This window comes from Streptomyces sp. NBC_01716 (assembly GCF_036248275.1).
In the GTDB taxonomy this organism is placed as follows: Bacteria; Actinomycetota; Actinomycetes; order Streptomycetales; family Streptomycetaceae; genus Streptomyces.
The window spans coordinates 3,053,218-3,074,886 of record NZ_CP109181.1; the positions used below are offsets into that span (position 1 = coordinate 3,053,218).

The 21,669-nt window shown below is 69.4% G+C and carries 23 protein-coding genes; 3 read left to right on the forward strand and 20 right to left on the reverse strand.

The window, feature by feature from the left end:
- Positions 1 to 19: 19 nt before the first annotated feature.
- Entirely contained in the window at positions 20 to 1,336 is a 1,317-nt protein-coding gene (locus tag OIE74_RS13075; RefSeq protein WP_329382315.1) for a PhoH family protein, read from the reverse strand.
- 412 nt (positions 1,337 to 1,748) lie between these two features.
- Positions 1,749 to 2,513 (reverse strand): isoprenyl transferase, encoded by a 765-nt coding sequence (locus OIE74_RS13080; protein ID WP_329382317.1) that lies wholly within the window; start codon positions 2,511 to 2,513, stop codon positions 1,749 to 1,751.
- Between the two features lie 187 nt (positions 2,514 to 2,700).
- On the opposite strand from OIE74_RS13080, the gene mgrA reads away from it, so the two are divergent.
- Complete coding sequence (gene mgrA / locus OIE74_RS13085; RefSeq protein WP_329382319.1) at positions 2,701 to 3,738, forward strand: L-glyceraldehyde 3-phosphate reductase; 1,038 nt, start codon at positions 2,701 to 2,703, stop codon at positions 3,736 to 3,738.
- A 260-nt stretch (positions 3,739 to 3,998) separates the two neighbouring features.
- Here the strand turns inward: mgrA and OIE74_RS13090 are convergent, their stop codons facing one another.
- Positions 3,999 to 4,388 (reverse strand): winged helix-turn-helix transcriptional regulator, encoded by a 390-nt coding sequence (locus tag OIE74_RS13090; protein WP_329382320.1) that lies wholly within the window; start codon positions 4,386 to 4,388, stop codon positions 3,999 to 4,001.
- A 127-nt stretch (positions 4,389 to 4,515) separates the two neighbouring features.
- Between OIE74_RS13090 and OIE74_RS13095 the strand changes: the two genes are divergently transcribed.
- On the forward strand, positions 4,516 to 5,712 hold the full coding sequence (locus OIE74_RS13095) for a winged helix DNA-binding domain-containing protein (protein WP_329382322.1): 1,197 nt from the start codon (positions 4,516 to 4,518) through the stop codon (positions 5,710 to 5,712).
- 13 nt (positions 5,713 to 5,725) lie between these two features.
- On the opposite strand, the gene OIE74_RS13100 is transcribed toward OIE74_RS13095, so the two are convergent.
- A complete protein-coding gene (locus OIE74_RS13100) occupies positions 5,726 to 6,481 on the reverse strand; it encodes a class I SAM-dependent methyltransferase (protein WP_329382324.1) in 756 nt (251 codons plus the stop codon).
- 63 nt (positions 6,482 to 6,544) lie between these two features.
- Entirely contained in the window at positions 6,545 to 7,477 is a 933-nt protein-coding gene (locus OIE74_RS13105) for an A24 family peptidase (RefSeq protein WP_329382327.1), read from the reverse strand.
- A 125-nt stretch (positions 7,478 to 7,602) separates the two neighbouring features.
- Between OIE74_RS13105 and OIE74_RS13110 the strand changes: the two genes are divergently transcribed.
- Positions 7,603 to 7,974, forward strand: a complete 372-nt coding sequence (locus tag OIE74_RS13110; RefSeq protein WP_329382329.1) for a DUF192 domain-containing protein — start codon at positions 7,603 to 7,605, stop codon at positions 7,972 to 7,974.
- A gap of 24 nt (positions 7,975 to 7,998) precedes the next feature.
- Here OIE74_RS13110 and OIE74_RS13115 read toward each other — a convergent pair whose 3' ends face one another.
- The 15 genes from OIE74_RS13115 to OIE74_RS13185 form a co-directional block, all read right to left on the reverse strand.
- Positions 7,999 to 8,808 carry a hypothetical protein gene (locus tag OIE74_RS13115; protein WP_329382331.1) on the reverse strand — a complete coding sequence of 270 codons (810 nt, stop codon included), beginning with the start codon at positions 8,806 to 8,808 and terminating at the stop codon, positions 7,999 to 8,001.
- Between the two features lie 55 nt (positions 8,809 to 8,863).
- Positions 8,864 to 9,265, reverse strand: coding sequence for a hypothetical protein (locus tag OIE74_RS13120; RefSeq protein WP_329382333.1), 402 nt, complete (start codon positions 9,263 to 9,265; stop codon positions 8,864 to 8,866).
- Complete coding sequence (locus tag OIE74_RS13125) at positions 9,265 to 10,695, reverse strand: polymorphic toxin-type HINT domain-containing protein (protein WP_329382336.1); 1,431 nt, start codon at positions 10,693 to 10,695, stop codon at positions 9,265 to 9,267. Before OIE74_RS13125 ends, OIE74_RS13120 begins: the two co-directional genes overlap by 1 nt.
- A 444-nt stretch (positions 10,696 to 11,139) precedes the next feature.
- Positions 11,140 to 11,373 carry a hypothetical protein gene (locus OIE74_RS13130; RefSeq protein WP_329382339.1) on the reverse strand — a complete coding sequence of 78 codons (234 nt, stop codon included), beginning with the start codon at positions 11,371 to 11,373 and terminating at the stop codon, positions 11,140 to 11,142.
- Positions 11,374 to 11,638: 265 nt separating this feature from the next.
- Positions 11,639 to 12,307: an OmpA family protein gene (locus OIE74_RS13135; protein WP_384199447.1), complete on the reverse strand. Its 669-nt coding sequence runs from the start codon at positions 12,305 to 12,307 to the stop codon at positions 11,639 to 11,641.
- On the reverse strand, positions 12,307 to 12,891 hold the full coding sequence (locus tag OIE74_RS13140; protein ID WP_329382341.1) for a hypothetical protein: 585 nt from the start codon (positions 12,889 to 12,891) through the stop codon (positions 12,307 to 12,309). Before OIE74_RS13140 ends, OIE74_RS13135 begins: the two co-directional genes overlap by 1 nt.
- A 30-nt stretch (positions 12,892 to 12,921) precedes the next feature.
- Positions 12,922 to 13,644: a pilus assembly protein TadG-related protein gene (locus OIE74_RS13145; RefSeq protein WP_329382343.1), complete on the reverse strand. Its 723-nt coding sequence runs from the start codon at positions 13,642 to 13,644 to the stop codon at positions 12,922 to 12,924.
- Positions 13,637 to 14,743, reverse strand: coding sequence for a response regulator transcription factor (locus tag OIE74_RS13150; protein ID WP_329382345.1), 1,107 nt, complete (start codon positions 14,741 to 14,743; stop codon positions 13,637 to 13,639). Before OIE74_RS13150 ends, OIE74_RS13145 begins: the two co-directional genes overlap by 8 nt.
- 67 nt (positions 14,744 to 14,810) lie before the next feature.
- Positions 14,811 to 16,142 carry a sensor histidine kinase gene (locus OIE74_RS13155; protein WP_329382347.1) on the reverse strand — a complete coding sequence of 444 codons (1,332 nt, stop codon included), beginning with the start codon at positions 16,140 to 16,142 and terminating at the stop codon, positions 14,811 to 14,813.
- Between the two features lie 58 nt (positions 16,143 to 16,200).
- Complete coding sequence (locus OIE74_RS13160; protein WP_329382349.1) at positions 16,201 to 17,091, reverse strand: DUF5936 domain-containing protein; 891 nt, start codon at positions 17,089 to 17,091, stop codon at positions 16,201 to 16,203.
- 20 nt (positions 17,092 to 17,111) lie between these two features.
- Positions 17,112 to 18,053 carry a type II secretion system F family protein gene (locus OIE74_RS13165; protein WP_329382351.1) on the reverse strand — a complete coding sequence of 314 codons (942 nt, stop codon included), beginning with the start codon at positions 18,051 to 18,053 and terminating at the stop codon, positions 17,112 to 17,114.
- Between the two features lie 69 nt (positions 18,054 to 18,122).
- Positions 18,123 to 19,463: a CpaF family protein gene (locus OIE74_RS13170; protein WP_329382353.1), complete on the reverse strand. Its 1,341-nt coding sequence runs from the start codon at positions 19,461 to 19,463 to the stop codon at positions 18,123 to 18,125.
- 63 nt (positions 19,464 to 19,526) lie between these two features.
- Positions 19,527 to 19,907: a TadE family protein gene (locus tag OIE74_RS13175; RefSeq protein WP_329382354.1), complete on the reverse strand. Its 381-nt coding sequence runs from the start codon at positions 19,905 to 19,907 to the stop codon at positions 19,527 to 19,529.
- A 1-nt stretch (position 19,908) separates the two neighbouring features.
- Positions 19,909 to 20,325 carry a TadE/TadG family type IV pilus assembly protein gene (locus OIE74_RS13180; protein WP_329382356.1) on the reverse strand — a complete coding sequence of 139 codons (417 nt, stop codon included), beginning with the start codon at positions 20,323 to 20,325 and terminating at the stop codon, positions 19,909 to 19,911.
- A 90-nt stretch (positions 20,326 to 20,415) separates the two neighbouring features.
- The gene (locus OIE74_RS13185; RefSeq protein ID WP_329382358.1) at positions 20,416 to 21,666 is read right to left on the reverse strand and encodes an AAA family ATPase; all 1,251 of its coding nucleotides are present in this window, start codon (positions 21,664 to 21,666) and stop codon (positions 20,416 to 20,418) included.
- Positions 21,667 to 21,669: the final 3 nt, after the last annotated feature.

The following is a 21,669-nucleotide window of genomic DNA, read 5'->3' on the forward strand; positions in this document are numbered from 1 at the left end:
GCCGCATTCAGGCGGAGAACTAACCTTCTTCCAGCATTTCGGTCACGAGCGCGGCGATCGGCGAGCGCTCGGAGCGGTTGAGGGTGACATGCGCGAAGAGCGGGTGCCCCTTGAGCTTCTCGACGACCGCGACCACGCCGTCGTACCTGCCCACACGCAAGTTGTCGCGCTGCGCCACGTCATGGGTCAGCACCACGCGGGAGTCGGCCCCGATCCGGGAGAGAACCGTCAGCAGGACGTTCCGCTCCAGCGACTGGGCCTCGTCCACGATGACGAACGCGTCGTGCAGCGACCGTCCGCGGATGTGCGTCAGCGGCAGCACTTCGAGCATGCCGCGGCCCAGCACCTCCTCGATCACCTCACGGCCGGCGACGGCCGACAGCGTGTCGAAGACCGCCTGCGCCCAGGGGCTCATCTTCTCGGCCTCGGTGCCCGGCAGATAGCCGAGCTCCTGCCCGCCCACCGCGTACAGCGGCCGGAAGACCATCACCTTCTTGTGCTGACGGCGCTCCAGGACCGCCTCCAGGCCCGCGCACAGGGCCAGGGCCGACTTGCCGGTGCCCGCACGGCCGCCCATCGAGATGATGCCGATGTCCGGGTCGAGGAGCAGGTCGAGCGCGATGCGCTGCTCGGCGCTGCGGCCGTGGATCCCGAAGGCCTCCCGGTCGCCGCGGACGAGCTTCACATTGCCCTCGGGCGTGATCCGGCCGAGCGCCTTGCCGCGGTCGGACTGGAGGACCAGTCCGGTGTGCACCGGCAGGTCGCTCAGCTCCGGCACGTACAGCGTCTCCTCGGTGAAGAGGAGATCGACCTGCTCGGCCGAGAGCGCCATCTCGCTCATTCCGGTCCAGCCGGAGTCGGTGATGGCCAGCTCCGCGCGGTACTCCTCGGCGAGAAGTCCGACCGACGATGCCTTGATGCGCAGCGGCAGGTCCTTGGAGACGACGGTGACGTCGTACCCCTCGGCCTGGAGATTGCGCGCCACCGCGAGGATCCGCGAGTCGTTGTCCCCCAGTCTGAAGCCGGCGGGAAGGACGCCGGGATCGGAGTGGTTGAGCTCGACGCGCAGCGTGCCTCCCAGGTCGCCCAGCGGGATGGGGGCGTCGAGGCGGCCGTACCGGATGCGGAAGTCGTCGAGCAGGCGCAGGGCCTGCCGGGCGAAGTACCCCAGCTCCGGATGGTGCCTCTTGGCCTCCAACTCCGTGATCACCACGATCGGCAGCACGACTTCGTGCTCGTCGAAGCGGGACATGGCGTTGGGATCGGCCAGCAGGACGCTGGTGTCGAGAACATAGGTGCGCCTGTCGGGCATGCGGCGCTTTGTGCTTGTCACCACGGAAGGACGTACCCCCTCGGACGAGGTCGGGATGCGACGGCGTCACGGGCTGTGGTCGCCCGCCTGACGGCGGACGGCGGACCGGACTCGGGCCCATGTGCGCGGGCCGAGGACCGGCCCTCCACGGCGCCCGTACGCGTCACCGTACGATCGTCCTGGTGCAAAGGGCCTCCCGGGCGGACGGCTGGGCCGACCGCTGAGATTCGACGCCCGCCGTCATCGCTGACGGTTCTGCTCGGACGCCGACCTGTGGAGAGGTATTCCCTCGAACACCCGCGGCCATGCCACGGCATATGACGACCACCGTGTGAACCTGGGATGACGGAACGTACGTCCAGCCGCGAACGAGCGTTCGGTGTGGCGTACGGGGAGATTCCGGGGAGGGGTATCGGAGGGCTTGCGGGACCGGGCCTCAGGCTCCGTAGCGGCGGTGTCGCGCGGCGTAGTCACGCAGGGCCCGGAGGAAGTCGACCTTGCGGAAAGCCGGCCAGAAGACTTCGCAGAAGTAGTACTCCGAATGGGCGCTCTGCCACAGCATGAAGCCGGAGAGACGCTGTTCGCCGCTGGTCCTGATCACCAGGTCGGGATCGGGCTGACCACGGGTGTAGAGGTGCGAGGCGATCAGGTCCGTGTCGACGATCTCCGCGAGCTCCTCGAAGGAGGTGCCCTTGTCGGCGTGGTCCAGCAGGAGGGAGCGGACGGCGTCGGCGATCTCCTGCCGCCCGCCGTAGCCGACGGCGACATTGACCAGTATTCCGGCGTTGCCGTCGGTGGCCTGCTCGGCCTCTTTGAGGACGGTCTGCGTACGGGAGGGAAGCAGGTCCAGGGTGCCGACGTGGTGGACCCGCCAGCGGCCGTCGGCCGCGAGGTCGCGAACGGCGTTCTCGATGATGCCGAGGAGGGGGACCAGCTCCTCGTCGGGGCGGTCGAGGTTGTCCGTGGAGAGCAGCCACAGGGTGACCACCTCGACGTCCGTCTCGACGCACCAGCCGAGCAGTTCCTGGATCTTGCTGGCGCCGGCCATATGGCCCTGCTCGCTCGTACCGCCGGAGGCTTTCGCCCAGCGGCGGTTCCCGTCGAGGACGACACCGATGTGCTTGGGAAGCACCTGGGTGTGATCGAGGCGCCTTTCCACCCGGCGCGCGTAGAGCCCATACACCAGGTCGCGCAAGTTCACTGATTCCACCTCTCGATTTCTGCCGGGGACCGCCCGTCAGGCGGCCCGCGGGGCGGCACGTCCACCGCGGGGAGGGCCGTCCGCGAAAAGAGGGGAGCGCCCCTGGCACCCGAAGCCGTCACAGTACTGCGCGGGCGGCACGACGGCCCAACCCGGTCTGTCACAAGTCCGTGATAGGGAAGGACTCGTGACTGAATTCCCCACTTACCTCGCAGCCGACGACCGTTACGACTCCATGGAGTACCGGCGCAGCGGACACAGCGGCCTCAAGCTGCCCGCGCTCTCCCTGGGCCTCTGGCACAACTTCGGTGACGACCGGACCATCGACTCGCAGCGCGCGATTCTGCGCCGCGCCTTCGATCTCGGCATCACGCACTTCGATCTGGCGAACAACTACGGCCCCCCGCCCGGGTCCGCCGAGGAGAACTTCGGCAAGATCTTCGCGCAGGACTTCTCGGCTTATCGCGACGAATTGATCATTTCGACCAAGGCCGGATATCTGATGCATCCCGGCCCGTACGGCGAGTGGGGTTCCCGTAAATATCTGACGTCGTCGCTCGACGCCTCTCTCAAGCGGATGGGCGTCGACTACGTCGACATCTTCTACTCGCACCGCTTCGACCCGCACACCCCTCTTGAGGAGACCATGGGCGCGCTGGCGTCCGCGGTGCGGCAGGGCAAGGCGCTGTACGTGGGTGTGTCGTCGTACACGGCGGAGCAGACCGCCGAAGCGGCGCGGCTGCTGAAGGAGATGGGCGTTCCCGCGCTCATCCACCAGCCCTCCTACTCGATGATCAACCGCTGGACCGAGGACGACGGTCTGCTCGACACGCTGGAGTCGGCCGGCATGGGCTGCATCTCCTTCGTACCGCTGGCGCAGGGCCTGCTCACCAACAAGTACCTCCAGGGGATTCCCGAGGGGTCACGGGCCACGCAGGGCAAGTCCCTCGACCCGGGCCTGCTCTCGGACGAGGTCGTGCGCAGGCTGGGCGGGCTCAACGAGATCGCGCGGCGGCGCGGTCAGTCGCTGGCGCAGCTGGCGATCAACTGGGTGCTCCGTGACGAGCGGATGACGTCGGCCCTGATCGGCGCGTCGAGCACGAAGCAGCTGGAGGAGAACGTCGCGGCGCTCGAAGGAGCCACGCTGACGGCCGAGGAGCTGAAGGAGATCGACAGCTTCGCGGTGGACACGGAGGGCACCAACATCTGGGCCGGACGGAGCTGAACGCGCCACCGTCCGGAACTTGACGGGATGTGGACATGAAAAAACGGGCCGGTCCGTGGGGGGGATACGGACCGGCCCGAGGGGGGGTTTCCACCATAACCCTTTGTAAGTAGTGCTGGGTGCCACGCACGCCGGTCGCTACGCTGCGGAGTTGCCGGTTTGGTGCGTCCGGCATGTAAAAGGCCCTGGACAGCGGGGCCGGGCGGGCTTCCGGTGGTTTTCGATTGGCGTGAAGTCGCCACCCGTTGGGAGTACACGGTTCAGAGCGAGGCGGCCTTCGCGGGGACCTTCGCGGCGGCCTTCGCCTTGTTCGCGATGATGACGTCCATGTTCTCGCGTCCCCACCCGCCGAGTGGGATCAGCGCCGTGTTCAGCGCCTGGCCCAGCTCCGTGAGGGAGTACTCGACGCGCGGCGGGACCTCCCGGTAGACCTCGCGCTTCACGATCGAGTCGGCCTCCAGCTCGCGCAGTTGCTGGATGAGCACCTTCTCGCTGACCCCTTCGACATGGCGCCGCAGCTCGCCGAAGCGCAGGACGCCCCCGTCGTTCAACGCCCAGAGGATCAGCGGCTTCCACTTGCCGCCGACGACGGCGACCGCCGCGTCGAGACCGCAGACGAAGGGGTTCCCGGGCCGTCGTGTCACTGCCAACTCCTCGCCGGATGTTTCTACTTACCTTTGTGGCAGTACTCCGCCACAGGAAAGCTTACGAGGGCGCCCGGCGGTGGCGCCGTCATGCGGACGGAATCTGTCCTGTATGACTCCTAGGGTCGGCCGTATGACGACGAAGAAGACCGAGTCCGTGCCGGAGTCCGTGTCCGTGTCCGTGAGCTGGGCCGCAGCCAACGCACGGCGGCTGGCCCGGCAGGGGCTCGCCGCGCCCTCGGGCGGCGGCCCCGCCGCCGTCACCGGCGCCATGGTCGGCGCCCACGCGCAGGTGCTGTCCGCGGCCGAACTGTCCGTCGCGCTGCGGCTGGACGGCGGGGAGACACGCGAGGCCGTGCGCGGCGCGCTGTGGACGGACGGCAGTCTGGTCAAGACGTTCGGGCCGCGCGGCACCGTACATCTGCTGCCGTCGGCCGAGCTGCCGCTGTGGACCGGGGCGCTCTCCGCGCTGCCCGCGGGCAACCCCATGCCCGCGGGCGTGCGGATGAGCGAGGCCGAGACCGACCAGGTCGTCGCCGCGATCGCCGACGCGCTGGCGGACGACGACCTCACCGTCGACGAGCTGACCGACGAGATCGTGGGGCGTACCGGGCCCTGGGCCGGGGACCTGGTCATGGACGCGTTCCAGACGAAGTGGCCGCGCTGGCGGCAGATGACGCACACGGCGGCGCACCGTGGCGCGCTCTGCTTCGGGCCGAACCGGGGGCGGAAGGTCACGTACACCAATCCCCACCGGCTGCTGCCCGGATTCGTCCCGCTGGCGGGGCCGAAGGCGCTCGCCGGGCTCGTGGAGCGCTATCTGTACGCGTACGGGCCCGCCACCCCGCAGCACTTCGCCAAGTGGCTCACCACACCGGTGAAGTGGGCCAGGGAACTGTTCGACACGCTCGCGGCCGAGGGCCGCACCGAGCGGGTCGGCTACGAGGGCGGGCCCGCCTGGGTGGTGGCGGGCGACACGGACTTCCCGGCCGGGCCGGTGGCTCGCGGTCTGCGGCTCCTCCCCTACTTCGACGCCTTCACCATCGCCTCCCAGCCGCGCGAACGGCTCTTCCCCGGCACGGCGTACGAGCGGGCGCTCGGGGGCGGGCAGGCCGGGAACTACCCCGTCGTGCTGATCGACGGGGTCGTCGCCGGGGTGTGGCACCAGCGCCGCTCCGGGAAGTGGCTGGACGTCACGGTGGAACCGCTGCGCCCGCTGACGGCCGCGCGGCGCGCGGAGCTCGATGAGCAGGTGGAACGGACGGGCCGGATCCTTCAGGGCACGCCGCGCCTCACGGTCGGAACGGTGGCGGTCGGGCCGCACGCCTAGGCCGGGGGCTCCGTCAGGCGGGCTTGACCGCCTCGATCAGGAAGCGTGTCGTGGTGGCCACGAAGGGGCCCTCGGTCTCGATACGGCGGTGCAGGGCGGCGAGTTGATCGCGGTACCGGTCGACGGTGAAACCGGGCACCAGCCAGATCACCTTGCGCAGGAAGTAGACGACCGCGCCGATGTCGTGGAACTCGGTGCGCAGTGCCGCCGTCCGCAGATCCACCACGTCGAGCCCGGCGGCCTCGGCCGCCGCCCTGGCCCGTTCGGGGTCGCGCGCCGTGCGGCCATCGGGCTGCGGCCCGAGGAAGTACTCGACCAGTTCGAAGACGCTGGCCGGGCCGACCTCCTGGGAGAAGTACGTGCCGCCGGGCCGCAGGACGCGGGCGATCTCGGTCCACCACGCCTTCACCGGGTGCCGGCTGACGACCAGATCGAAGGCCGCGTCCGCGAAGGGCAGCGGCGGCTCGTCCCGGTCACTGACGACGACCGCACCGCGCGGGTGCAGGAGCGCGGTGGCGCGGGCCACGTTCGGCGGCCAGCCCTCGGTGGCCACGGTCAGCGGCGGCAACGTCGGTACGGAGGCGAGGACTTCACCGCCGCCGGTCTGGATGTCGAGGGCGGCGGTGGCGCGCGCCATCCGCTCGGCCATGGCACGGGCGTAGCCCCACGGGGGCCGCTCCTCCGTCGCCCGCCCGTCGAGCCAGGAGAAGTCCCAGCCGTCGACGGAGACGGCGCCGGCCTCGGCGATCAGGTCATCGAAGGAAGACATGCGGGGATGCTCCCAGGGGCCCTGTGCGGACCGCGAACGCATTTCACCGGGGTCCGGGCCGGCTCAGACGGCGAGAGCGCCGAGCACCAGGCCGAGCAGCGCCCCGGTGATCATGAACGGTCCGAAGGGGATCGCGGACTTACGGTTCGCCCGGCGCAGGAGCATCAGCCCGAGCCCGTACAGCGACCCGAACAGGAATCCCGCGAACGCACCGACGAACAGCACCGCCCAGCCGTGCCAGCCGAGTACGACACCCAGCGAGAGCGCGAGCTTGACGTCGCCGAAGCCCATGCCGTTCGGGTTGATCAGGAAGAGGACGAAGTAGCAGGCGCCGAGGGCGAGTCCGCCCAGGAGCGCGGTCGGCCAGGAGCCGCCGTCCGCCGGGAGGAGCGCGGCGATCCCGAGCAGCACGGCGGCGGCCAGCGCGAGCGGCAGCGTCAACTGGTCGGGGAGGCGGTGCACGTTGCGGTCGACGAGCGCGAGCAGTACGGCGAAGGGTGCGAGCAGCAGCCAGACGGCGAGTTCGGGGCGGGGCCCGGTGGCGGCGGCGAGGGCGCCGCAGACGAGGGCGGTGATGACGGTGACGTAGACGGAGGGGACGTAGCGCGCGCCGCGCAGGACGGGTGCCGGGGCGGTGCTGGTCTCCGCGTCGTCGGCGTCGGTCTCCGGGGACGCCTCGCCCGGTGCGGGGGCGGACTCGTCCGTGCGGGGAAGCGCGGCCTCGCCGGCCTCCGCACGCCCCGGGGACGCGGCGGCCCCTGAGTCCGTACGCCCGCCCGCGCCCGCTGCCATGACCACGCCGCCCGCCGCCGCGCAGGTCGCACAACCGGCCCTGCCGAGCCAGCCCTTGACGGGCCCGATGATCGGGTGCCCCGCCTCGCAGCTGTCGCGGTACGCCTCCTCGGGCTCGACGGAGAGCCGGTACGCGGCGCGCGGAAGAAGCAGCCCGGCGGCTGCGCCCCAGAGGACAGAGACAACGATCAGCATGGCGTGCACATGGTCGACCTTAGAGCGAACCGCGTGGCGGGTCATAGGTCCCAGGACCCATATCCGCCATGAGAAGGCCGGGAATTGGGCTCCGCAGCGGGAAAGCGGGACGGGGGGTCGTATGGTCTAGCGCCATGGGGAAATGGCAGAACGGCAAGGGAAGTCTGACGATCGAGGGCCGGGACGAGCCGGTCGCGCTGGAGATCGCCGCCTCGTACAACGCGCGGCGGCGCGGGCTGCTGGGGCGGACCGGGCTCGACGGGGCGCTGCTGATCACGCCGTGCGGCAGCGTGCACACGTTCCGGATGGGCTTCACGATCGATGTGGCCTATCTGGACAAGGAGTTGAAGGTCGTCCACGTCCATACCGTGAAGCCCGGCCGGATGCCGCTGCCCCGGCTGCGGGCCCGGCATGTGCTGGAGGCCGAGGCCGGGGCGATGGAGCGGTGGGGCCTGCGTCCGGGCGTGCGGCTGAGCGTGCACGCCCAGAGCCTGTCCGGCGCCTGATCCCCAAGGCCCCTCGCCGGCGGGCTACTTGAGCTTCACCGCCTGGGTGGCGAGCAGGATCGACGGTATCTCCGGGGTCGTGGTGCCCTCGAAGTTCGCGGTGTAGAAGGTCGCGACCGTGCCGCCCACGCGTACGACCTGGAACACCATCGGCACCGGATCGCCCTCGAACTCGCCCGTCACCTGGTACGCGAGAGTGTCGTCGCCCGCCCTGGGGACGTCGAGCCGCTTCACCGCCGCGTACGTCGACGTGCTGCCCGCGCCGGTTCCCTTGAAGCCGTCCTCGCAGTTCTTGACCGCCCCGCTGAGCCGGTTGAAGAGAGTGGTGGCGTCCTGTGTCCCGTGGGTGGCGAGGAATTCGGAGATGGCGGGCCGGCCGGTCTTCGCGCCGACGAGCTGACGGTAGATGACCGCCGACGGCTCGGGCTCGGGCTTGCCGTTGATCATCGCGGTGAGCGGTGCACAGTCCGGCTTGTCGGCGCTCTCGCCCTGCTCAGGCGGCCCGTCCATCGGGCCGGACTTGAACGTCGGCACATCGCCGGTGGCCAGCACGGCGGCGTCCAGCTCGGCCTTGGTCAGCTCCTTGCCGCCACCAGCGCCGACGCCCTTCACCTCGGGATTGACGGTCTTCGGCTGGTCCTCCAGGGCCGGCGGCTCCGAGACCTGTCCGGGGTCCTTCGGGTCCCTCGCCTCCGCCGTGCCACTGGCGGAGGCGTCCGGCTTCCTCTCGTCGGCGGCGTCGCCGCCGCAGGCAGTGGTGACCCCCAGCACGAGCGCGGCCAGTGCGGCGACCGTGCCGGTCCGCCGTGCCGTACCTGCGGTGCGCGTCCTCATCTGTTTCCCATCTCGCTCTCTGCCGGCTCTGCCGGCCTGCTCCGACCGCTGACGTTCACTCGTTTCCCGCGTCGCTCGGGGTCCCGCCGTAGTAGGGCCTGACCGTTTTTCCGAGCTTCCGCTGGATGGACCGGAGCGACCTGATCGTCGTCTCGTCACTGCGCCCGGTGGTCGTCGGCCATTCGAAGCCCGTACCGACCAGGTCGCTGACGAACACGATCTCGACGGCCAGCAGAATCCGCGCCCAGTCGACCGGGGCGAGCGGCACATCGTCGGCGAGCGCGCGCCGCAGCCGGGAACACTGGTCGAGCAGGTCGCGCTCGCTCTCGAACCCCATGCCGACGGCGAGTTGGTCGCCGCACCGGGCGGGACCTCCCCATTCCAGGAGGGCCCGCCGCAGCAGCGCGGTCTCGTCGTCGGCGAGCAGGGCGCTCGCCGCCACGTCGCTTTCCGCCATCAGTCGAGTTCCTCCCAGTAGTCGTCCAGCGTCGTCGGGTCCCGGCGGAAGATGGTTCCGCCGTCCGGATGCGTCGGGTCATGAATCACGATCGTCGTGCCGTCCTTGCCGAGGTACGCCTTCCGGCCGCTGCCGAGGGGCTTGGTCCGCGAGGGATTCTTCATGACGTCGGTGGCGAGCTTGCCGAGATCCTCCGCCGAGACACCCGGGAAGTCCTTCGCGTGCTTGTTGTCCGCGTGCCCCTTGGCGATGTCGCCCGCGTCTTCGAGCCGCTCCTCGTCGGTGCACCAGTCGTTGTTGTGCACCAGGACCGGTGTGTCACCGGTGACGACATAGTACGTGTGGATGCCGTTGATGGTGAGGTCGTGCGTGGTCTGCCGCTTGGTGTAGCGGTCGACGGCCGTGACCTGCACCGACGTACCCGCGGGCGTACGGAGGTCGTCCCCGGGCGCGATGTCCCCGGCGTCCGCCCAGCGACCCCGGTCCGTCAGCCAGAAGGGGTGCGTATCGGTCGCCGTCAGAACCTCGGTGCCGGAGTCCGTGAGGACCGTGAGGCGCGTGAAGTCCTTGTCGTCGTACGTGGTGATGGTGCGTTCGACGGCGCGGGCCCGCGTACGACCGCTCTCGGGGTCGGTGGCGACGACGCGCATGCCGGCCCGGACCTTGTCGATCGCCATCCGGCGGCCGTCGGCGAGCAGCACGGGAGTGCCGGGCAGGAAGCTGTGCTTGACGGCGCAGGACTCCGGCTTGTCCTCCGGTTTGTCGCCGTCGGGTTTGTCCTTCTTCTCCTGGTCGAGCTTCTTCTTCGCGTCGGCGAGTCTGTCCTCGGCGTCGTCGACGCGTTTGCGGTTCTTGATCAGGCCCTTGAGGCCGTCGTACAGATCCCCGCCGTGCTTCTTGAGCTTCTTGACCAGCTCGACGGCCTTCTTCCACTTCCATGGAGCGCCGTACTTCGCGGCCAGCTTGCCCACCGCACCGCCGACAATGCTGAGCAGCACGTTGATCAGGGTTTCCGTGCAGGCGCCCATGTCGCCCTTGGTGATGCAGTCCAGAGCGTCCGTGATGCCCAGTTCGTCGGCGAGGATCTTCGCGAGTTCCTTCGCGGCTTCCTTCGCCTTGTCGCTGTCGCTCTTCTCCGCCGCCTGCGCGTCCTGGAGTTCCTTCAGCGCGGCGTCGTAGTCGAGCTCCGCCTGCGACTTGTCGCCGTTGCCGTCACCGCCGCCGGAATCGGCGGCGGGGTCGTCCGTGCCACCGGGCGGGAGGTCGTCACCGCCCTCGTCGTCCTCCGCGACCGTGTCGCTGCCGCCACCGCAGTCACCCCCGCCGGTGATCTTGCAGACCTGTGTGCTGATCCCGTCGGCCAGCGCCGGCCCGACCCCCGTACCGACCAGCGCCCCCACGATCGCCGCCACGACGACGATCAGGCCCACGTACTCGATCGCTCCCTGCCCGCGCTGTGAAGATCTGCGCAGAGCGCCCAGCAGCCGGACGTCGGTACGCGGCAGGGACTGCCGCGCCCGACGTCGGACATGACGAATCCGACGTACTACCCCCGATGGCAACATACACACGACGCTACGGCGCCAACTCGGGCCGGGTCATGGGCCCGAGGGCCCAATAACGGGCTCAGTTCCGGGGCAACCGGGCACCCCGGCGCCCGAACCGGGCAGCGGACGGGAGCGGCGGACGGACAGGCCGGCGCGCGGACAGGGCACTGCCCCGGCCGCCTGGCGTACAGGCGGACGGGGCAGAGGTGGGGGGTCAACTGGGGTCTGCCGTACAGACCCCTGGCCCGTGGAAGCGAGAAGGGCAGGTCCGGCACCATCCTGGCGGGAATGAATGCGGCCTGCCCTGCTCGCTGCGAGTCCGGTGGATCAGCCGCCGAGGATCTCGCCGACCTTGTCCGACAGACCGCCGGCGATCTCGTCCGCGACACCGGAGCCGACAATCGCGGCGATGATCAGCGCGACGAGGACGATGACACCCACGTACTCGACCGCGCCCTGACCCTTGTCGCTCCGGCGCTTCATCGCGGAGACGGCGGTGTTCGCCCAGGTGCCGACGTAGAGCTTGGCGTTGGTGGCGGCCTTCAGCGTGACGTTCGACATGAGATTTTCCCCCTGTGTGTAGGCCGGCCGACGACCGGCCGACAGTTACGAATCCTTGGTGTCTCCCGCGCTTCCGGCTTCCTCCTGGCCGGTCTCGCTGGCGACATGAGAAACATACGGCGGCACGCTCCTACGGGCATGGGCCCCAAGGCCCAACCCCGGGCCCAACCCGCGAATTGGGCCCGGGGGACAGAAAACCGGCCGGTGCCGTACGCCACGTGCGCGTACGACACCGGCCGGGAGGCCCAGTGACCGAACCGGCGGATCAGTTCTGGGAGCTGTCCGCGTCGCCGCGCGGGAAGGAGATCTCCACGCGGCGGTTCTTCTTGCGTCCTTCTTCGCTGCCGTTGTCCGCGATCGGGTACTGCTCGCCGTAGCCCCGGATCTCGTACGTGATGCCGGCGGCGGACAGTTCCTTCTCCAGGACTCCGTGCACCGCCTGTGCGCGCTCCTTGGAGAGGACGTCGCCGTGGGCCGACGAGCCCAGGTTGTCCGTGAAGCCGAAGACGCGGACCTTCTGGGCGCCCTGCTTCTCGATCTCCGCCGCCACGGCGGCGATACGGTCGTTCGCGGCGCTGGAGAGCTTCGCGCTGTCCTTACCGAAGAGCACCTCGGACTGGAGCGCGAACTTCACCGTCTCGCTGGTGTCCTCGCGGCGCTCCTCACCGCCCTCGGACTCGACGACGGAGATGATCGGCAGCACCCGCGCCGGGGCGAGAGTGGCACCGTCCCGGAGCTTCAGCCCCGGGTTGTCGCCGTCGACCTCGGGCGGCGGCAGCGTCGACTCCGTGCCGGGCGGGGTGCTCGGCGACTCGTCGGCCGACGCGCTCGCCGCCATGGTGAACTGAACACTGGTGAAGAGGACCGCGGCGGCGATGGCCGTCGCCGCCGGCCGCACACAGGCCCGGCGCGTGCGCGCCGTGGTGGCACGCATCAGGAGATCTCAATCGTCGCGTTGGGCATCAGCGGAACCTGGATGTCGACCTCTGACGTGCCGTCGGGCGGCGCCGGGAACTGGGCGAAGAAGTTCTCGGTGGCGTTGCCGTCCAGACGGGTGATGCCCGTCGTGGTCAGCGGGTAGCCGTCGGTGTCCCGCAGGACGTAGTAGCGCTTCTTCTCCGTCTTGTCGACCAGCGTGATCCCGGCGAGGGACCGGCCGGTGCGCTTGACCTGGTTCTCCTGGCCGTTCCACTGGAGCGGCACCTGGGTGCTGTCGCCGTTGGTGTTCTTGATGGTCCCCGAGACCGTCAGGAATCCGCCGTCGTCGCGGGCGGCCGTGTTGATCACCACCTGGAATCCGTTGGACCCGTTGATGGTCGCAAGGGTCTGGCTGGTGTCCGGCACCGTGTTGCCGCCGTCGTCCTTCGACTTGTCCCCGCTCGGGGCCGACGACGAGGCGCCGTCGTCCTTCGAGCCGTCGTCGCCACTGCCGCACGCCGTCAGAGACACGGTCAGCGCCACGGCCGCGAGGGCGCAGCCCGCCACCCTACGGGCCTTCATTCCATGCCGGATATTCATCAGTAAATGATCCTTTGCGTTCACTCGCGGTCAGTCCTCGGCCAGTCGGACGGAGAACAGAACAGACATGTCAGGCAGCACGGGGTTCTTCGGGTCGATGGTCACAAGACCCTTACCATCACAGTCGAGTTCACCCGGGGAGACAGGCTCTTCTTCGCCCTCATCTCCCTCGTCTCCCTCATCGGGCTCCTCGGATCCCTCGTCGGAGCCTTCGTCTTCTTCCGCCGGCTTGAAGCTGCACCGGGGTTCGACGACCGCCGTGGCGTGGGCCCTGGCCTTCTCGTCGGCCTCGTCCCCCAGCACACTGTCGCCCATCGTCTCCTTGGTGGCGACATGGACCGTGAAGCCCCACCTGCCGTCACCCGTCCAGCCGCAGCCGCCCGCGGGCACATCCACGTCCGCGTCGTTCTCCTCGGCGAAGCGGCCGGCCGCGACGCAGCCGTTGTAGGTGCCCAGGGGGTTGCCGTTGAAGATGTCGTCCAGATAGCCGGGCTGAAGAAGATTCCCCAGGAGGTCGAGCCGGAACTGGTCCCGTGATTCCTGGGCCGCCGCGAGTGCCGCCGCATCGGCTGCGGACTGGGCGCCGTTACGGGTGGCGCCCGCCTGGCCGACCGCGAAGAACGCGAGCGCGAGGAAAAGCAGCGCCGCCACCATCGTGATGTATATGGGAGCGGCCTGCCCCGCCTCGCGGGAGTCGCGCCCGTTCGAATTCTCGATTTCCCGGCCCTCAAGGCCCTCAGCACGCTCAGCCACGACCGGCCGACCCCCCTCGTGCTCCGTGCCAGAACGCGATGGCCTCGCCCCGGCTGCCGGCGTTCAGTTTGGCGAAGATGCGGTTGATGTGGTTCTTGACGGTCTTCTGGCTGATGAAGCAGGCGGAGGCGATCTGCTGGTTGGTCATTCCCGACGCGATCAGGTCCATGATCTCCACCTCCCGCTGGCTCAGCTCCGAGTAGAGGCCGTCCGGCGAACCGGCGGCCCCGGCCGTGCCCGGCATCCCCGGCATCGCGTGCCCCTGAGAAGAATGTGCCACATTCGCTTGCGAAAGCGAAGACCCAGGAGCAAATTGTTGCGGGTTCAACTCCCGATCACCGGGTGTTACTTGGCGATTTGGGGGAGAAACGTACGGCGGATGGCCCTGGCCCGCGTGTGCGTTCGCAGATGAATGGCCCGGCTGCGCGGGCTGGTAGCCGGGGCCGGTGAACGCCGTACCGAGCCCCTCGGGAAGCGCGCCCGCACCCGGGTCCGCGCCGCCCGCACCCCGCACACTCGCCAGCAGCGCGCTGGACGCGGAGTGCGTGAAGTGGGCCCGGCCCTGCTTGATGTCCCGTACGGCGGCGACCAGTTGGTCGGCGGTGAACTCACCGTGGACGAGATAGCCGCCCGCGCCCAGCCGCAGCGCCTCATGGACGATCTCGCTCTCGCGGCTGTACGTCATCATCAGCACCGGCGCGAGCCGCACCAGATGCGGCAGCGCGGAGATCCCGTCGACACCCGGCATACGGACGTCCAACAGGACGACGTCCGGGTGGTGTTGGACCGTCTGTTCATACGCCTGACGGCCGTCGGCGGCCTCCGCGGCGACCTCGATGTCGTCACGGCCCGACAGCAGGACGGTCAGCCCCGCGCGTACGACCGGGTTGTCGTCCGCGACCACGACACGCAGTGGGGGCGCGGTGGGCATCGGACCTGGCAGGGCGGGGAATCCTTCGGATGCCGCCGGCGGTGCTGACGCGGGGACTCCGGCGGTGTGCTCCGAGCTGAGCGGGGTGGCGTGCGAGGACGAGTGCTGCGATACGTGCGACTGCTGCGTCCAGTGCTGCCCGGAACTCCGTGAGAAATCGTCCGGCATGGCTGCGGCCTCCTCTCCATGGGTGGGAACGGTGGTTGGGTTGACGGTGCGGTCGGGTGCTCCTGGATCAGTTGAGCAGTGGTGCGGGTTGCTGCGGAGTCACGTTCCGGGACAGGCCCAGAGCGTCGAGCGAGAGTTCCAGTCGTACTTCCGTGCCCTTCGCCGCCCGGCCTCTGCCGATCCGGATCCGGGCCCCGATCGACGCCGCGCGTTCCACCATGCCGACGAGGCCGAAGTGGCCCGCGCGTCTGAGGTCTTCGAGCGAGGTGCCCTCGGGCAGGCCCTTGCCGTCGTCGTACACGCTGATCCGCAGCACGTCGCGCACCACCCCCGCCGATACGTCGACGTACGTGGGGTGCGCGTGCCGCTGCGCGTTCTCCATCGCCTCCGTGGCGATGGTCAGCGCGTGCCGGGCCACGGCCTGCGGAATGGGCGGCATACCGCTTTCGCCGAGCTCGCGGAAGGACGCCTGGAGGCCATGACGCCGGCTGAAGTCCTCGGTGCGTGAACGGAGTTCGGCGGCCACGTCGACCCCGCCGTCCAGACCGGACTCCCGGCGCAGGTCGGAGAGGAGTTCGCGGGACTCGGCGGCGGCGCGGCGGGCCGAGCGCGCGACGAGTTCCGCCTGGTGCTTGACCGTGAGCGGGTCCATCCGGTCGGCCGTGCTGGCGAGACCGTCGGCGGCCATGGCGAGACCGTGCAGGGTCTTGGCCACCGAGTCGTGCATCTCCCGGGCGAGCCTGGCCCGTTCCTCCTCGACCGCGCCGGTGACGGCGAGCCGGGCGCGGGCCTCGGTGAGCGCCTGGCTGGCGGTGCCGAAGCCGAGCATCAGATTGCGCAGCGTGCTGCCGATCGCACCGGCGACGATGCAGAGACCGGGCAGCAGAAGGGCGTTGAAGACCACCTCCACCTCGGTGTTGACGGCGTAGGCACCTCCCACGATCAGGGACTGGAGCACCGCGAAGAGCGCGGCGCCACGCCAGCCGTAGACCAGCCCGGCGAGCAGCGGCGTACAGATGGTGACGTAGGCGAGGGTCGAGTCCGGGGACGCGGTGGCCAGCAGCAGCGCGCCGAACAGTGTGTCGACCGCGAGCAGCGACGGGTGCCGCAGCAGGATCGGCCCGAAGCGTTCCCAGTCCCGCAGCAGGATGTACGACACCATGAAGGTGACGAGCACCGAGGAGCCCACGAGCCAGGTGGCGAATCCCGGCGCCGTGCGTTCGAGGGCGAACGGCGCGGCCAGGACGATCATCGCCATCCGGAAGCCGAACGTCTGACGGCACAGCGCCTGAAGGGCGTTGACCTGGATCGGCAGCGAGGGAATGTGGTTCGGCGTGGTCGCCGTACCCGGGATCTCGCTGTGGATTCCGCCGGTCAGAGTCGTGGTCCGTGGGGCCATCGGGGGTCACCTCCCGCTCGGGTGCCTGGGTTTCGGGTGGACGCGTTCAACTGGTGCCTCAGCCTCCGGAGAGAATCTCGCCGAAGTCCACGCCGGAACCGTAGTAGAAGCTGAGCACGATAAGAATCATGGTCGCCGGAAGCATCACCATGGTGACGACGAGGGTGGTCTTCGGTACCGCTTGTGCCGCGCTGCGCCGGGCGTTCTGCGCATCGGTGCGGCGCATGTCGTTGGCGATCTGGATCAGGGTGTCGACGATCGGGGCACCCAGCTCCTCGCCCTGCTGGAGCGCGGTGACGAACATCGACACCTGCTCGGACGCGTTGCGCTTGCGGAGCTGGTCGAACGCCTCGCGGCGGCTGACGCCCATGTCCATCTGGCGCAGGGTGATGCGTAGTTCGTCCGACCACGGACCCTTGTACTTCTCCGCGACCCGCTCCAGGGCCTGCCGGAAGCCGAGGCCCGCGGAGACCACGACCGCGAGGACGTCGAGGAAGTCCGGCAGTGTGCGCTCGATGTCCGAGCGGCGCCTGCGGATGGCGCTGCGGATGATGACGTCCGTCCAGAGCATGCCGTACGCGAAGGCGACGACCGCGATGACCGTCTGGCCGCGCACGATCAGCGACAGCGCGGCCATCGCGCCGAGGGCGCCGTAGACGGCCCGGCGGGCGGCGTACCGGTCGACGGTCATACCGCCGGGGTTGCCCGCCATGTCGAGGCGGCGGCGCAGGGCGTCGACCCGCTTGGGGCCCATCATCCGCAGTACGGACGGGGCGTAGCGCATGCCCATCCGGTCGATGCCGGAGCCGACGGCGGTGGTGCGGGTGGCGCCGACCTCCAGCGCGATCGCCAGGTCGCTGGGGAGTTTGGCGTCGGCGCGGTAGAGCCGTACGCCGTGGAAGACGCCGTAGACGGCGAGCCCCATGAGGGCCGAAAGCAGAAGTTCCATGGTGTGCGTGCCCTCCTTTCTCAGACCTGGATGCGGGACATGCGGCGGATGAAGAAGAAGCCGACGCCGTAGAGACCGAACGCGACGACGGTGCCGATCTGTCCGAGCGCCGAACCGGTCATCTTGTCCAGCGCGCCGGGGGTGGTGGCGTTGATCATCAGCAGGAAGCCGAGACCGAGCATCGGGACGGCGAGCGCGGTGACCTGGATCTGGGAGAGCATCGTCTTGACCTCTCGCCGGGTCTCCTTGCGCTCCTCCAGCGTCTCGGTGAGGTTGCGCAGCGAGCTGACGACCTGGCCACCGGCGCGGCTGGAGAGGATCAACGTGGTGACGAGCACGACGAGTTCACGCGAGGGCAGCCGTTCCGCCAGCTCGCCGAGCGCGTCGTCCAGGGAGTGCCCGACGGCCAGTTGGTCGGCCACCTTGCGCAGTTCCTCGCCGGCCGGGTTGTCCAGCTCCTCGGCGGCCATGACCAGGGCCGTACGCATCGCGAGGCCCGCCTGGGTGGCGTTGGCCAGTACGCGGGTCAGCTCGGGCAGCTGGTTGATGAAGGCCTCGGTCCGCTTGACCCGCTGCCAGTTGAGGAACGCGTTGCCGCCCCATACGCCGACGAGCGCGGCCAGCACACCGAAGAACGGCGCGAAGATGGCGCCGATGATGAAGTAGAGACCGAGCAGCCCGGCGAGCACGTAGATGAAGTACTCACCCGGTGTCAGATCAAGGCCGGTCACGGCGAGCTTGCGCTCGATGCGCCTGCCGATGCCGGTGTCGCGCAGCTTTCGGTCGAGCCCGGTGAACCGCCGTCGCCGACCGCCGGCCGCCGTCATCTGGCCCGTCTGGGACATCCGGTCGACGAGCACCTGTCGCTGGGCCTTGCCCGCCGAGTAGACGTGCACGCCGATGACGCCGAGCACACACGTCAGCAGCGTGATGCCTATCGTCAGGAGCGGGAGATTATCCATGTCGTGCGGGGACCTTCTGGGTGAGCGGCGGGCAGGGACGGTTGTGGGGGCCGGTGGGCGGGCCCGCGGTCAGGCGGCCGACTTCCGGAGCGCGAGCTGCTCCTCGGACTCGGCGACGCCGAAGGCGGGGGGAAGCGGTTCGCTGCGCATGTAGAGGCGTTCCGCGATCCGCCGGGGCAGGGGGTAGTACTCGAAGTGGCCGTGGATGCGTCCGTCGGCCGCCATGGGCTGCGCGAGGTAGCGGCAGACCGAGACGATCCGGTACTCCTCACGGCCGTGGGAGTCGACGATGGCGATCTCGGTGATCCGGCGGGAACCGTCGGCGTGCCTGGTCAGCTGGACGATCACATCGACGGCGCTGTTGATCTGGTCCTTGATCGCCACGAAGGGGATCTCGACCTCCGACATGGACGCCAGGGTCTGGAGTCGCATCAGCGCGTCCTCGGCGCTGTTGGCGTGGACGGTGGCGAGTGAGCCGTCGTGACCGGTGGACATCGCCTGGAGCATGTCGAGCGTCTCACCGCCACGGACCTCACCGACGATGATGCGGTCGGGGCGCATACGCAGGGAGTTGCGTACGAGGTCACGAATGGTGACCTGGCCCTTGCCCTCCACGTTGGCGGGCCGGGTCTCCAGCGTGATCACATGCTGCTGCTGGAGCTGGAGTTCGGCGGAGTCCTCGATGGTGACGATGCGTTCGCCGTCCGGGATAAGACCCGACAGGGCGTTGAGGAGCGTGGTCTTGCCGGTGCCGGTGGCGCCGGAGACGATCACGTTGAACTTCGCGCGGACCAGCCCGGACAGCAGGATCATCATCTGCTCGTCGAGCGAGCCGAGGCCGATCATCTCCTGGAGGGTGAAGGCCCGGGGGAAGCGCCGGATCGTGAGAATGGGCCCGCTCAGCGAGAGCGGCGGGATGATGACGTTGACACGCTCGCCGGACGGCAGTCGCGCGTCGACCATCGGATTCGCCTCGTCCACACGGCGGTTGACGGTGGAGACGATGCGTTCGATGGTCTGCATGAGCTGTTCGTTGGAGGTGAACCGCATCGGCAGCATCTCCAGCCGGCCGCTGCGCTCCACGAAGACCTGCTCGTGGCCGTTGACCATGATCTCGCTGATGGAGGCGTCTTCGAGCAGGGGTTCCAGGATGCCGAGGCCGAGGGCCTCGTCGACGACGCGGCGGATCAACTGGGAGCGCTCGCCGGAGGAGAGGACGGGGCCCTCGCGGCTGATGATGTGGCCGAGGACGCGTTCGAGCCTGGCGCGGCGTTCGGCCGCGGCCAGCGAGGACATCTCCGCGAGGTCGATCTCTTCGAGGAGCTTGCCCCGGTACACGCCGACGAGCAGGCTCTCCTCGCTGAGCCCGTTCGAGGGCTCAGGGCTGTTGATGCGTGCCCTCAGGCTCATGTCCTCAACTCCCAGATCATGCTGGTGTGATGCTCGGGTGGTGCGTGTGTGCTGCCGCCGCGGTCAGTCCAGTGGCATGGTGGCGGTCCTCTCCGCGTCCCCGAAGTCGAAGACCGGCAGTATCGCCGGGACGGGGACCCGGGCGGTGATCTTGACCTCGTCGCCGAGGGCCGGCTTCCGCTCAAAGGTGGCGTCCTCGGCCAGCCAGTCGCTCATGGAGTCCCGGCCGACCTGGGCGTAGTCGGTGTCGAGCGTGGAGGCGGCGCGGGCCGAGGCGCGCGAGGCCGTGCCCGCCTGCTGTACGGCGTAGGCGACGAGGCCGAGTTGTACGGCGGCGAGGCCGACGAAGATCATGAGGGTGACGAGGCCGGCGAACTCGATCGCGGCCTGGCCCTTCTCCCCGGTCTCGTTGCCGGTCTTCCGCAGGAGGTGTCGCTTGGGCATCTCAGCTCTCCTTCACGGCGGCGGACCGGCCCGGAATGGTGATCGGGAGACTGACCGAGCCTGGGAAGAGCAGCGGTACGTCGAGATCGACCCGCGCCTTGTAGAGGTCTCCGTCGGGATTGCACATGATCTGCGCGGACCAGGCGTCCGGCAGGTGCTTCTCGCCGGCTTCCTCGCAGGCCTGCTGGCCCGTGCCCGGGTCGGCCGCCGTCCCGGCGCGCACCGCCTCGTCCGCCGCGTTGCCCGCGAGCGAGAAGGTGTAGCCGACCAGCGCGGCCTGCCAGAGCAGGACGGCGGTGATCAGGATGATCGGCATCATGCCGGTGAACTCGACCGCGGCCTGGCCGCTGTCGCCGCGCAGGCGCGCCCTGACCGCCGCTCTGCCGCGCTCAGTTGCCCGTATCTGTGGATTTCTCATGGCTCAACGTGCCCCCTCGGCCTTCTCATCCCTCTGGTCATCCCCGTAGTCCCCGTAGTCCCCGTCGCCGTCATCCCCGTCAGTCCCCCGTCACGACTTCGATCGTCCGCGGCGGACACCGACCGAGCCCCGGTCTCCCTTGAACTTCCCCTGTTTCTCCGCGCCTTCGGGAGTTTTCACCAGCCCCAGCTCGCCCGCGAGCCCCCAGAGGGCCTGTTTCACCGTCGACCTGGCCTCCAGGTCCTGCATCCTGCCCGCGTCGACCACCGCGTGCAGTTCCTTGAAGTTCGCCGGGATGACCATCCGTGACACCTTGGTGCTGGTGATCTTCTCGATGAGCGGGGGCTGGATCTCGGTGTTGCGCATATAGCGGTTGACCACGATCGTGGTCTCCTCCGCCTTGCGGATCTGGAGCCGGTCCCAGAGCCTGACCATGCGTTTGGCCGCCCGTACCGCCACCACGTCCGGCGTGGTCAGCAGCAGGGTAGTGTCGGCCATCTCGATCGCCGCCGCGTTGGCGCTCGTCGTCTGCGTGCCGCAGTCGATGATCACGACCTCGTAGCGGTTGCGCAGCGCGCTGACGATCTGGCGCACCGAGCGGTCGTTGATCTCCTCGCCCCGCTCCCCCTCCCCCGGCGCGAGCAGCAGCCCGATGCCGGTGTGGTGGGTGAAGACCGCGTCCTGGAGCACGCGGGGCGAGATGTCCTGGATGGTGGCGAGGTCCACGATCGAGCGGCGGAACTGCACGTCCAGGTAGGAGGCGACGTCGCCGGCCTGGAGGTCCAGGTCGGCGAGCGCCACCGTCATGCCCGACGCCTTGGCGGCGAGGGCGAGTTGGACGGCGGCCACCGTCGTACCGACGCCGCCCTTCGCGCCGCTCACGGTGACGACGGTGCCACCGGGGCCGGTGAACACGTCGCCGCCGTGGCCGAGATGGCGCCGTACGCCCACGGACCAGGCGGCGGCGGCCTGGACGCGCTGGGCGAGTTCCTCGTAACTGAGCGGGAGTCCGACCAGTCCTCGCGCGCCCGAATCCATCGCGGCCGAGTAGAGGCCGGGGCTCGCGTCGGCGGTGACCAGAATGACCCCGACCGCCGGGAAGCGGAGGGCCACCTCCCGAATCAGCTCCAGGGCTGGGACGGGACCGATCCGCTCATGTACCAGAACCACTTCCGGCAGTTCGTCGATGGACTCCGCGGCCAGCCTGGCCAGGGTGTCGATCAGCGAGGTCGAGTCACCGACCGGCGCGGCCGGCTCCGCGTCAGGGAGCTGGCTGAGCAGGGTGGTGATGGATCGGGCGGCGTCGGCGTCACCGACGACCGGGAGGATTCTGGTCGTCATTCG